This is a genomic window from Telluria sp. LT1R51-2 (genome assembly GCF_059685775.1).
In genome coordinates this window covers 1,585,485-1,597,995 of the sequence record NZ_JCASIM010000001.1, presented here as the reverse complement: position 1 = coordinate 1,597,995, position 12,511 = coordinate 1,585,485, and the positions used below count along the sequence as shown (strand labels likewise).

Annotated in this window: 10 protein-coding genes; 7 read left to right on the top strand and 3 right to left on the bottom strand. The window is 66.3% G+C overall.

The genetic code is table 11. The features are described 5' to 3' along the window. Positions 1–136 precede the first annotated feature (136 nt). Complete coding sequence (locus AC56LH_RS07130; RefSeq protein WP_499645193.1) at positions 137–1,873, top strand: putative bifunctional diguanylate cyclase/phosphodiesterase; 1,737 nt, start codon at positions 137–139, stop codon at positions 1,871–1,873. After that, complete coding sequence (locus AC56LH_RS07125) at positions 1,870–3,363, top strand: HDOD domain-containing protein (RefSeq protein WP_499645191.1); 1,494 nt, start codon at positions 1,870–1,872, stop codon at positions 3,361–3,363. The genes AC56LH_RS07130 and AC56LH_RS07125 overlap by 4 nt, the downstream gene beginning before the upstream one ends. Before the next feature lie 60 nt (positions 3,364–3,423). On the opposite strand, the gene aroC is transcribed toward AC56LH_RS07125, so the two are convergent. Then, complete coding sequence (gene aroC, locus AC56LH_RS07120; protein ID WP_499645189.1) at positions 3,424–4,518, bottom strand: chorismate synthase; 1,095 nt, start codon at positions 4,516–4,518, stop codon at positions 3,424–3,426. A gap of 228 nt (positions 4,519–4,746) precedes the next feature. Between aroC and AC56LH_RS07115 the strand changes: the two genes are divergently transcribed. After that, a complete protein-coding gene (locus AC56LH_RS07115; protein WP_499645187.1) occupies positions 4,747–7,068 on the top strand; it encodes an EAL domain-containing response regulator in 2,322 nt (773 codons plus the stop codon). Between the two features lie 12 nt (positions 7,069–7,080). Here AC56LH_RS07115 and AC56LH_RS07110 read toward each other — a convergent pair whose 3' ends face one another. Further along, entirely contained in the window at positions 7,081–7,533 is a 453-nt protein-coding gene (locus tag AC56LH_RS07110; protein ID WP_183552023.1) for a CBS domain-containing protein, read from the bottom strand. Between the two features lie 201 nt (positions 7,534–7,734). Here AC56LH_RS07110 and AC56LH_RS07105 point away from each other — a divergent pair, with 201 nt between their 5' ends. Then, the gene (locus AC56LH_RS07105; RefSeq protein WP_499645185.1) at positions 7,735–8,523 is read left to right on the top strand and encodes an alpha/beta fold hydrolase; all 789 of its coding nucleotides are present in this window, start codon (positions 7,735–7,737) and stop codon (positions 8,521–8,523) included. Here AC56LH_RS07105 and AC56LH_RS07100 read toward each other — a convergent pair. Further along, positions 8,516–9,925 (bottom strand): YihY family inner membrane protein, encoded by a 1,410-nt coding sequence (locus AC56LH_RS07100; RefSeq protein ID WP_499645183.1) that lies wholly within the window; start codon positions 9,923–9,925, stop codon positions 8,516–8,518. The two genes, AC56LH_RS07105 and AC56LH_RS07100, sit on opposite strands and share 8 nt — an antisense overlap. Before the next feature lie 78 nt (positions 9,926–10,003). Between AC56LH_RS07100 and wrbA the strand changes: the two genes are divergently transcribed. The 3 genes from wrbA to AC56LH_RS07085 are packed head-to-tail and all read left to right on the top strand — an operon-like array spanning position 10,004 to position 12,427. Then, the gene (gene wrbA, locus AC56LH_RS07095) at positions 10,004–10,615 is read left to right on the top strand and encodes an NAD(P)H:quinone oxidoreductase (RefSeq protein WP_499645182.1); all 612 of its coding nucleotides are present in this window, start codon (positions 10,004–10,006) and stop codon (positions 10,613–10,615) included. Next, on the top strand, positions 10,615–11,013 hold the full coding sequence (locus AC56LH_RS07090) for a DUF2069 domain-containing protein (RefSeq protein ID WP_499645180.1): 399 nt from the start codon (positions 10,615–10,617) through the stop codon (positions 11,011–11,013). The genes wrbA and AC56LH_RS07090 overlap by 1 nt, the downstream gene beginning before the upstream one ends. Next, complete coding sequence (locus tag AC56LH_RS07085; RefSeq protein ID WP_499645178.1) at positions 11,006–12,427, top strand: FAD-binding oxidoreductase; 1,422 nt, start codon at positions 11,006–11,008, stop codon at positions 12,425–12,427. Before AC56LH_RS07090 ends, AC56LH_RS07085 begins: the two co-directional genes overlap by 8 nt. Positions 12,428–12,511 lie beyond the last annotated feature (84 nt).

Sequence of the window (12,511 nt, the reverse complement as noted above, 5' to 3'; positions counted from 1 at the left end):
CGCCGCAGGTTGTTCATTCTGATGCAGTACGGAATTTTTCAGTGATAGACTCGTCCCTGGTTTGTTCGCCCGGCACGGATAACGAGATGACATCGGCATGCATCGACATGCCGCGAAACGAGAGCCCTGACCGACCATGCACCTCCCTTCCTGCGACGCACCCCATTCGCCGCCAGCGCACCTGCCGCAGGCGAGCCTGCTCGACGGTCTGCTGGAAAGCGCGGGCGACGCCGTGTTCCGGGTGGCCGCGAGCGGAACGATACGGGCTGCAGGCACGCGCGCCCAGCGTTTTCACGGGTTCGCGCCCGGCTGTTCGCTGGTCTCGCTCGTGCACGAGGTCGACCAGGCGGCCCTGCGCCATGCACTCGATGGCGCCGCCAGCGCGCACGAGGCAGCCCTGGTCCAGGCCCGGTTTCGCATTGGCGAGCAGGACATCTGGTTCGAACTGCGCATTGCCCGCTTGACCACCGGTGACGATGCGCAGATCCTCGTGATCGGGCGCGACATGTCGGCGCAGCATGCGACCGAAGAGCGGCTGCGGCACATGGCGACCCACGACGCGCTGACGGAATTGCCGAACCGCCTGCTGCTGGCCGACCGCATCCGCATGGTGATCTCGAATGCGCGCCGCTCGGGCCAGGGGTTTTCGGTGGTCGCGATCGGCCTGGACGGGTTCAAGAAAGTCAACGACGGCCTGGGCCATCCGCTGGGCGACGCCGTGCTGCAGATGGCGGCCACCCGCCTGCGCCGGGTCTTGCGCGACAGTGACACACTGGCGCGCGTTGGCGGCGACGAATTCGTTGCCGTGCTGCCCGGCACCTTCAGCGAGGCCCAGATCAAGCTGGTCACCGGCCGCCTGATGGCCACGCTGCAGTCGCCATTCGAGACGGGCGGCCACACGATCTACCTGGGCGCGTCGATCGGCGTGACGATCTACCCGGACCACGCCGAAGACGAGGTGCGCCTGGTCACGCTGGCCGACGCCGCGCTGTCGCGCGCCAAGGAAACCGGCAAGGGCCGCACCGTCGTCTACAGCCCGGCCGACCAGGGCCCGTCCGAACACGACATTTCCCTCGAGGCGGCCATGTTCAAGGCCGTGCGCGAAGGCGAATTCCTGCTCTATTACCAGCCGATCGTCGACGCCCGCACGCGCGTCATCGAGGGCTTCGAAACGCTGATGCGCTGGAAACACCCGACCCTCGGCATGGTGCCGCCGGTCCGCTTCATCCCGATTGCCGAAAACAACGGCCTGATCAACCTGCTGGGCGCCTGGGCGCTGAAGGCGGCGTGCATGCAGATCCGCCAGTTCCAGGAAGTGGCCGGGCGCGAATTGTACATCTCGGTCAACATCAGCCCGCGCCAGTTCCGCAGCGACCGCTTCCTGACGGTGCTCGACGAGGCGCTCGCGCTGTCGGGCGCGCACGGCCACCAGCTGGTGCTGGAAATCACCGAAGGCACGCTGATGGTCGATCCGGCCCACGCCGAAGCGGTGATGGCGAAAATGGTCGAGCGCAATGTGCGCATCGCGATCGACGATTTCGGCACCGGCTACTCGTCGCTCGCGTATCTGAAGCGGTTTCCGATCTCGGTGCTCAAGATCGACCGCGCGTTCGTCAAGGATCTGCCCGGCTCGCAGAAGGAAGCCGCGATCTGCCGGGTCGTGCTCGACCTGGCCCGGCACCTGAGCCTGGCGGTCGTGGCCGAAGGTGTCGAAACCGAAGACCAGTTGATCTGGCTGGACGGTCAGGGCTGCCACTACATCCAGGGCTACCTGACGGGTAAGCCAATGCCGGCCAATGTGGCCGTCACGGCCCTCAATGAAAACCTCTACACCGCTCTTCTGCCGGCCGACACCCGGACAGGCACACCATGACCCCACCCATCACCACCGCGCGCTCGGCGAAAGCGCAAGCCACCCTCGCCCTGCTGTGGGAACGCATCCGCCGCCAGGGCGACATGCCCGGCTTTACCAAGGCGATCAATGCCATCCTGGCGTCGATGCGTGGCGAGGACGAGCGCGATTTCTCGATGACGCAGACGGTCCTGTCGGACCCGGTGCTGACCCAGAAGGTCCTGCGCCTTGCCAACAGCAGCATGTACGCCGCCTTCGGCCAGCACGTCAACACGATCTCCAAGGCGGTGCTGGTGCTGGGCACCGACAGCATCGGTCACCTGGCGCTGGGCCTGAAGCTCATCGAGGAGCTCGGCCGCAGCACGCCGGACACCGAGATTGCCCACATCGAGATGGAAAAAGCCGTGCTGGCCGGAATGGTGGCGCAGCAACTGGCCGCAGGCGCGCAGGCGCGCAATCCGGAAGAAGCCGTGGTGTGCTCGATCCTGCATTCGCTGGGCCGGATGATGATCACGTTCTACATGCCCGAACGCTGGACCCTGATCCAGGCAGCGGCGGCCGGTGGCGACGACACCGCTGCCGCGCAGGACGTGCTGGGTCTGCATCTCGAAGACCTTGGCCGCGCCACCGCCGCGCACTGGGGCCTGCCGGGCAACCTGGTGGCCGGGATGCGCCGTGTCGAACCGGGCGAACGGGGCGAAGGCTTCGAGCACGATGACTGGCTGGCAGCGCTGGGCACGATGTCCACCCGCGCCGCCGATGCGCTGTGGGCCGACGATGCTGCCGGCGCCGCCAAAGTCGCCGAACTTGCAGAGCAGTTCGCGCCGATGCTGGGCATCTCGCCAGACGGCATCCTGGCATCGATCGAGCAGGCCAGGCTTGAGGCGGCGGCCGATCTGACGATCGCGCCGCTGGCCAGACCCGCCGAAAAACGCGCGCGCCTGGCCGCCGCCACGCGCAGCCGCATCGCCGGCAACAAGATCCTGATGGGCGGCGTGGCCGACATGCGCGAAGCTGGCCCGAACGCCACTGCCGGCCAGATGATGTCGCTGGCACTGGAAACCATGCACGAGGGACTGTCGGTCGGGCGCTCGTTTGCCTTCGTGCGCAACCGGCGCGACGGACGCTACGCAGCGCGCCTGGCGCTCGGCGCCAACGCCAGGACGCTGCAGCCGGACCTGACCTTCGACGATATCTTTGAGCCGAACGTGTTTCACGCGGCGCTGGCGAGCGACCGCGTGATCTTTATCGAGAATGCGCACGACGCCAAGTTCGCGGCCAAGCTGCCGGGCTGGTGGAAAGCGTCGCTGTCGCAGGCGCGCTGCTTCATCGTGATTCCGCTGTGCGCGCGCGGCCAGCCAGCCGGTTTCATCTATGGCGACTGGGACGATACCTACCCGCAGGTGATCCTGAGCCAGACCGAGTTCGGCCTGCTCAACGACATGCGCGCGCTGGTGGTGCGCACGGTCGAGCAGCGCCATCAGACGGAAGTGATCGCAACGCGCGCCTGAGCGGGCCGGCCTGGCCGCGCTGATTACTGCCGCCGCTGGTGCTGGCGCTGATGCTGACGCTTACGTCAGCCTGGGCGTGGCGACCCGGACGTCGCCGCACTGTGCGCGGTGCATCAGTGCATGGTCGATCAGCACCAGCGCCAGCATCGCTTCGGCAATCGGCGTCGCGCGAATGCCCACGCACGGATCGTGGCGACCGAAGGTTTCCACCAACGCGGGATTGCCTTCCTTGTCGATCGAGCGGCGCGGCACGCGGATGGACGAGGTCGGCTTGATCGCCAGCGAGACCGTGATGTCCTGCCCCGTCGAGATCCCGCCCAGCACGCCACCTGAGTGGTTGCCGATGAAACCTTCTTGCGTCAACTCGTCGCCATGGACCGAGCCGCGCTGCGCCACCGAGGCGAAGCCGGCGCCGATTTCGACACCCTTCACGGCATTGATGCCCATCATCGCGTAAGCGATGTCGGCGTCGAGCTTGTCGTAGATCGGCTGGCCCCAGCCCACCGGCACGCCGCGCGCAATGACGTCGATGCGTGCGCCGATCGAGTCGCCGTCGCGGCGCAGCTGGTCCATCGCGTCTTCCATGCGCTGCAGCAGCGCGGCATCGCCTGTCGCGGCAAAGAACGGATTGGCGTGCACGTGTTCCCAGCCTTCGAACGGCACGGCGATGTCGCCCAGTGCACGCATGCAGCCCAGGAACTCGGTCCCGTATTGTTCGCGCAGCCACTTCTTGGCGACAGCGCCAGCGCCCACCACGGGCGCGGTCAGGCGCGCCGACGAACGGCCGCCGCCGCGTGGATCGCGCACGCCGTACTTGTGCCAGTAGGTGTAGTCGGCATGGCCGGGCCGGAAGCTCTCGGCGATATTGCCGTAATCCTTGCTGCGCTGGTCTTCGTTGCGGATCAACAGGGCGATCGGGGTGCCGGTCGTGACGCCCTGGTAGACGCCGGACAGGATCTCGACCCGGTCGGCTTCCTGGCGCTGGGTGACATGGCGCGACGTGCCGGGCTTGCGGCGATCGAGGTCGGACTGGATATCGGCTTCGGTCAGCGCCATGCCGGGCGGGCAGCCGTCGATGACGCAACCGATCGCAGGGCCGTGCGACTCGCCGAAGGTGGTGACGGAAAACAGCTTGCCAAATGTATTGCCGGACATGGATAGGAAGGGGGTGCAGTTTGATCGAACTGGCATTCTAACAGGCGATCCGGCTACCAGAAACGCATAATCTGCACTTGGGCCTCGCCAAAATGTTGCCAACAGGATATATTTAGCAGGTTACCTGAAGTCTGTATTCCTTCGTGAGCAACCGGTCATTTCCTTTCCAAATTACAAATGCCTATATACTGGACGTACACATGCCAAGCATCCCTGGAGACGTAGCACATGCCAGCTTTGACGCCGCCGTCCGGACCACCGCAGGATGATCACACGATGGATGATCTCGTCTTTGCCGACGAAGTCGCCGTTACCCCCGTCACCACACGGCCGCCATGGCAGATCCTGGTGGTCGATGACGATGCCGATGTGCATTCGACGACACTCTTCGCACTTGCCGATGTCGACATGCAGGGCCGCCCGCTGGCCTTCCTGCATGCCTACTCGGCCGCCGAGGCCTTCGCCATGCTGGGCCGGGAACGCGATATTGCCGTGATTTTGCTGGACGTCGTGATGGAGCGCGCCGATGCCGGTCTGCAGCTGGTGCGCCGCATCCGCAACGAACTGGACCTGCATGACGTGCGCATTATCCTGCGTACCGGCCAGCCCGGCTATGCCCCCGAGATGGAGGCGATCCGCGGTTACGACATCAATGATTACCGCACCAAGTCGGAACTCACCCGCACCAAGCTCTACACGACAGTGGCCGCCGCGATCCGCTCCTACGAGCAGCTGTGCGCGCTCGAGGCCAACCGGGTCGGCATGGAACGCATCGTTGCCGCCTGTGCGCAACTGATGGCTCTGCACGGTGTGCGCGACGTCGCGTACGGGATTCTGGCGCAGGCCGGCAAGTTGATCGGCCAACCGGCCGACGGCGTGCTGTGCACCCGGGAGTTCGGCGATGGCACCGGCGCCTTTGGCCCATTGGGCGTGGTGGCCGCCTGCGGCGCCAGCCGCGATCTCGAAGGCTGCGAGCTGGGCGCGCTGTACGACGATCCGCACGTGACCCGGCTTGCGCAGGCTGCCGAGCGCACGCTGGCGCGGCGCGCCTGCACGGCCGACGACGGCATACTGACCTTGTTCTTTCCCGGCAAGGCCGGGCGTGATTTCGTTGCCTGCATGCCGCTCGAGCGCACGATCAGCGACGTCGAGACCCGCCTGCTGAAGGTCTTTTGCGGCATGGTTGCTGTCAGCCTGGATAACTGCGAACTGGTCACCGACCTGCACCAGTCGGCGTTCCACGACCCGCTGACGGGCCTGCCGAACCGCACGCGGATGGTCGAACTGATTGACGCCGCACTGGCCGCCGGCGCGGGCCCCGACCACAATCCCGACCAGGACGCGGTGCTGGCACTGGTCGACATCGATCACTTTGCCGAAACCAACGACGCGCTCGGTCACCGCTTCGGCGACCTGCTGCTGGCCGCCGTCGCCCGGCGCCTGTGCACGCGCCTGGTGCCCGGCCTGGCGCCTGGTCTGGCGCCGTCCCTGCATATCGGGCGCATCGGCGGCGACATTTTTTGCGTGCTCGGCAATGCCGAGCTGGTCCAGCCGGCCGCGCTGCAGACGCTGTTTCTCGATGCCTTCCACATCGATGGCCAGGACGTGCAGGTGTCGTCGACGCTGGGCCTCGTGCGCCTGGCTGAACATGACGGCAGCGGCGCCGATGCGCTTAAGGACGGCGACATCGCACTCAAGCGCGCCAAGTTGCAGCAGCGCGCCGGTCACTGCTATTTTTCGCGCGGCATGGGCGTGGAGATCCGCGAACGCGTGCGCATGATGCATGCGCTGCGCAGCGGCTTCCGGCACGGCGAACTGTTTCTGGATTATCAGCCGCAGATCGACCTGGCCACCAACCGCGCCTTCGGCGCCGAGGCGCTGCTGCGCTGGCGCCAGCAGGACGGCCAATTGGTCCCGCCCGACCGCTTCATCCCGATTGCCGAATACTCGGGCCTGATCGTCGAGATTGGCGAATGGTTGTTGCGCGAGGCCTGCACGGAGCTGCTGCGCCTGCGGGCAGCCGGCTACACGGCGTTCACGATGTCGGTCAATGTTTCGCAGGTGCAGCTGCGCCATCCGCACTTTCTGGACATGCTGCGCCGCGCACTCGACGATACGGGTGCGCCGCCCGAATTCATCGAACTGGAAATCACGGAATCGATGGCGATGGAGGAGCCGGCCGCGCTCGTCGAAAAGCTGGCGCACGTCAAGCGCACCGGCGTGTCGATCGCAATCGACGATTTCGGCACCGGTTTTTCGTCGCTGTCGCACTTGCAGCGGCTGCAGGTCGACCGGCTCAAGATCGACCGCACGTTCGTGACGGAGATTACCGGTTCGGCGCGCGGCAGCAGCATCGCGCAGATGGTGGTGCAGCTGGGCCGCAACCTGGGTCTGTCGGTGATCGCGGAAGGGGTGGAAGACGAGCGCCAGGCGCAGATCCTGCGCGAGCTAGGGTGTCCGCTGGCCCAGGGCTACCTGTATTCGCGGCCGTTGTCGCCGGAGGCGCTGCTGGTCTGGCTGGCGGGAGAGGCGGTCACGCAGGCAGCGTGACCGCAGGTACGGTCAGTCCGGCGCGTTCTGCTCGGCTGGCCAGTCGCGGATATAGGCCTTGAGCATGCGGTTCTCAAAGCTTTGCGCTTCCAGCACGGCGCGCGCCACGTCGTAGAACGAGATCACGCCCAGCAGCGTGCGTGCATCCATCACCGGCAGGTAACGCGCATGCTTCTCGAGCATGATGCGGCGCACCTCGTTGACTTCAGTTTCCGGCGTGACGGTGATCGGGCTGTCGTCCATGTGACGGCGCACCGTGCCGGCGCCCACCGCGCCGCCATTGGCGTGCAGCGTCTTGAGCACTTCGCGGAACGTCAGCATGCCCACCAGGTCGCCGTATTCCATCACGACGAGCGAACCGATGTCATTCTCGGACATCGTGGTCACGGCCTCGACCAGGGGCTGGTCGGGCGTCACGGTGTACAGGATATTGCCCTTCACTTGCAGGATTTCCGAAACTTTCATGCTGGCCACCCCCGCGCGGTCAATACTGCTGTTGGATAAATTTGTATAAGGCATAACGCCGACTGTAGCCTATGCCCGCCAAAAAATCCAGCATTGCGCCACCTCATGGTGCGGGGACGGCCGCAGAATGGTGCAGTGCAGATTGCGCAAACGGCCAACACTGCTAGGATGGCTGGCTTTCATCAAGACAGGCTATCTGACATGCAACTCACGATCGATGGGTACAGCGCCTTTTGCCATACCGGCGACAACCCGTTCGACCCGGCGCTGCCAACGGTGGTGCTGGTACACGGCGCCCTGAACGACCACGCGGTGTGGGCGCCGCAAATCCAGGCGCTGGGCGCGCGCGGGTTTGCCGTGCTGGCGCCCGACCTGCCGGGCCACGGGCATAGCAGCGGGCCGGCCCTGCGCTCGGTGGAGGCGCTGGCCGACTGGCTGATCGCCCTGCTCGATGCGGCGGGCATCAAACGTGCGCTGCTGGCCGGTCACAGCATGGGTTCGCTGGTCGTGCTGGAAGCGGCGTCCCGGGCGCCGCAGCGCGCCGCTGGCCTGGCCCTGCTGGGCGCCACGTTCCCGATGAAGGTGGCCGACGCCCTGCTTGCCACGGCGCTGGAAGATCAGCAGGCCGCCATCGACATGGTCGTGACCTGGTCGCACGCGGCATCAAGCGCCCCGTCGGTTGCCGACGCCGCGCGTGACATGATGCGGCGGCTGGCAGCCGGCAGCAGTGAGCCGCTGCTGCACACCGATCTGGCCGCGTGCAATGCGTACGGCAACGGCCTGACGGCCGCGGCGGCAATCACCTGCCCGGTCGTGTTCGTGCAGGGCACGCAGGACAAGATGACGCCGCCGCGCAAGGCTGGCGCACTGACTGACGCGATTGCCCATGCAACCATCGTCACAGTCGATACGGGCCACGCGATGATGCAGGAAGCGCCCGAGGCGGTATCGAACGCGCTGCTGGCGCAGGCTGAACGACCGATCAGCTGACCGGCGCGGCGACCACATCGGCGTCGGCATTGGCGTCCCCGGCGTCGCCAAAATGCTCGCGCAGGGTTTCGCCCAGCCCGGCCTCGACCGCCTCTTCGACCCGGCGCGCCAGCGCGCCGGTGTCGAGCGACAGGGCGGTATCGGGGCTGGCCTCTTCTTCGCGCTGCACGGCCTCCTCCACCGCGAAGTCGAACACAAACAAGCGGTACACGTCGGCCAGGCGCAGCGTATCCGGGTCGGCCAGCAGCACCCAATGTTCCTGGCTGGCGCGCTTGGTGTGGCGCCAGCTGATCTTCGCCGGCGCCTGGTCGTGCACGCGCCCGACCCAGCCTTCGGCCACCATGCGGTGCAGCAGGCGCGCCAGTTCGTTGTAACCGATGCGCGTGTGGTGGCGGATGGTGCTGCCGGACACGAGCGACGTGCCACTGAGCTTGGCGCTGCCGTGCAAGACCTTCAGCACCGACATCGCGTCGACGAAGGCGCCGCCGGGCGCGGCCTGGTACCACCAGCGTTCGTATTTGACGACCGGCAGCGCCGCCGTCAGCAAGGCGCCGACCAGCGTGATCATCCAGGTCACATAGATCCAGACCAGGAACAACGGCAGCGCGGCCAGCGCGCCATAGATGATCGCGTAGGTCGGAAACTGACGGATGAACAGGCCAAACACGCGCTTGGCAACTTCGAACGCGACCGCGGCGGCGAGCGCGCCCCAGAAGGCGTCGCGCCAGGCGACATGGCGATTCGGCACCGCCACGTACAGCAGCGTGTAGCCACCTGTCGTCGCGGCAATCGAGGCGAGGGTGAAGGCCAGCGTGGCCAGCACGCCGGCGTCGCGCTCCAGCCCGCCCGTGACGTCCACCAGCTGCGACGTGAAACTGAGCGACGCGCCGAACAGGATCGGCCCCAGCGTGATCAGGGCCCAGTACACCAGCAGGCGCTGGGTCCAAGGCCGCGGCTGGCGCACGCCCCAGATCTGGTTGAAGACCCGCTCGATCAGGCTCATCGTCGCGGCCGTCGTAAACAGCAGCGCCACGGCGCCCAGCGCCGACAGGCCCTTGGCCTTGCTGGCAAACTGCGTCAGGTTGCCGCTGATCGTGCTGGCAATGGCCGGCGGCATCAGGTTCTGCACGAACCAGGCATCGACCATCGTGCGCACCTGGCCGAATGCCGGGAACATCGTAAAAATAGCCAGCACGATCGTGAGCAGCGGCACCAGCGCCAGCGTGGTCGTAAACGTCAGGCTGCCGGCGACCTGCGGCAGGCGCTCTTCGCGCAGCCGGCGCAGCGCAAAGCGCACCAGATCCTTGGCTTCGGCCCGGGTCAGGCTACGTTCGAGGCTGCCGTCGGCGCTGTCGGTAACGGTGTGGGAAGGATGCTGCGGCGGTTGGTTCGGCATGGCCATGGAAATACCCGATTCAGGCCACGAATTGGGCGTCAACCCGGGCATGTCACTTCAACAAAGCGCACTATAATACCAAGGATGAACACGAACCCTTTGAGCATCCTGGTTTTGTACTACTCCCGCCACGGCGCCACGCGCAAGCTGGCAGAACTGATCGCCCAGGGCATCGACAGCGTCCCTGGCGCCGAGGCGCGCCTGCGCACCGTGCCGGCGGTATCGTCGGTAGCCGAGGCGACCGCCCCATCGATTCCCGAAGATGGCGCGCCGTATGTCGAGGCGGCCGATCTGGCCGAATGCGCGGGCCTCGCGCTGGGCTCGCCCACGCGCTTTGGCAATATGGCCTCGAGCATGAAGTACTTCCTTGACGGCACCGCCGCCGAGTGGGTCAATGGCACGCTGTCGGGCAAGCCGGCTGTCGTGTTCACGTCCACCGGCAGCCTGCACGGCGGGCAGGAAGCAACACTGCTGTCGATGATGATTCCCCTGCTGCACCACGGCATGCTCGTGATGGGCTTGCCGTACACGCACCCCGAACTGATGAACACCGCCAGCGGTGGCAGCCCGTATGGCGCCACCCACTGGGCCGGCGTCGATGGCAAGCGCGCCATCACCGAGGACGAGCGCGCCTTGTCGATCGCGCTCGGTCGCCGCCTGGCAACCGCGGCGCTCAAACTGCACGAAGGTCAATAATGGGCAAAGGCAGAGTCTTTCATATCGGCGCGGTACTCAGCCTGGTCTGGCTGATCGGCTGGCTGGTGGCGTGGGAAGCGTTCGTCGCACCGCTCCAGCCGGGCAGCTGGCTGCTGGCACTGAAAGCGCTGCCATTGCTGCTGCCGCTGCGCGGCGTGATCAAGCGCGACCTGTACACGCTGCAATGGTCGTCGATGCTGATCCTGATTTACTTTGCCGAAGGCGCCGTGCGGGCCTGGGCCGACACGAACCCGCTGTCGCGCCAGATGGCCATCGGTGAAGTCGTGCTGGTGGTCGTGTTCTACCTCTGCGCCCTGCTGTATCTGCGTCCGTTCAAGAAGGAAGCACAGCGCATGGCCAAGGAATTGCTGGACAAGGTCAAAGTACCGCATGGTTGACCAGTCAGCGGCCGCCTTTCTGCAAGGGCTGCGCTCCGTCGTGGGCGTCGATCACGTCATCACGGACAGCGTTGACATGGCGAGCTACCTGGCCGACTGGCGCGGCCGCTACAGTGGCCGCGCACGCGCCGTCGTGCTGCCGCTGGACACCGATCAGGTGGCCGCCGTCGTGCGCCTGTGCGCCACTGCCGGTGTCCCCATCGTCCCGCAAGGCGGCCGCACGGGCTTGGTCATGGGCAGCGTGCCCGACAGGTCGGGTGACGCCATCGTGCTGTCGCTGCGCCGCCTGAACCGCATCCGCGCGATCGACCCGGCCAACCGCACCATGACGGTCGAGGCCGGCTGCATCCTGGCCGATATCCAGGCTGCGGCGGCCGCGGCTGGCATGCTGTATCCGCTGTCGCTGGCCGCCGAGGGGTCGTGCACGATTGGCGGCAACCTGTCGACCAATGCCGGCGGCACCGCCGTCCTGCGTTACGGGAACACGCGCGACCTGTGCCTGGGTCTGGAAGTCGTCAATGCCCAGGGCACTGTGTGGGATGGGTTGCGCGGCCTGCGCAAGGACAACACGGGCTACGCGCTGCGCGACCTGTTCATCGGGGCCGAAGGCACGCTGGGCATCATCACAGCGGCAGTCCTGAAACTGTTTCCGGCGCCGCGCGGCATGCTCACGGCCCTCGTCGCGCTGGACTCGCCGCGCCAGGCGCTGGCGCTGCTGAACCTGCTGCAGGCGCGTTGCGGTGCGGCGCTGACGGGTTTCGAGCTGATGTCCGCCGTCTGCCTGGACCTGGTCGCGCAACAGTTCCCTGCCGTGCCACAACCGTTCGCCACGCGCCATCCGCAGTATGCGCTCGTGGAATTGTCGAGCAATGAATCCGAAGCGCATGCGCTGGCGCTGCTCGAATCAAGCATCGGCGCCGCCCTGGAAGACGGCATCGCACGCGACGCCGTCGTGGCCACGTCCAGCCAGCAAGCGCTTGGCCTGTGGCGCCTGCGGGAACACATCCCATTGGCACAGGCGGCGGCTGGCAAGAACATCAAGCACGATATCTCGTTGCCGGTCTCGACCATCCCGGATTTCATCGCGCACACCGACGCTGCGCTCGACCGGGCGTTCCCGGGCTGCGTGCTGGTCACGTTCGGCCACCTGGGCGATGGCAACCTGCATTACAACGTCGCGCCGCCGCCGGGCGTCGCGCACGACACTTTCCTGCTGCAGCAGGATGCGGTGAACCGCATCGTGCATGACGCGGTGGTCGCGTTTGCCGGCTCGATCTCGGCCGAGCACGGGATTGGCGCGCTGAAACGCGACGAGCTGGCGCGCACCAAGTCGCCGGTCGAACTTGGCATGATGCGTGCCATCAAAGCCGCGCTCGACCCGCTGGGCATCATGAATCCCGGGAAAATACTATGACCGGGAGCCTGCCATGCGTTGCCTGTGGTGTTTTGTATTGTGTGCGACGTGCTGCGCCATGTGCCGGCTGGCCATGGCCGGCGT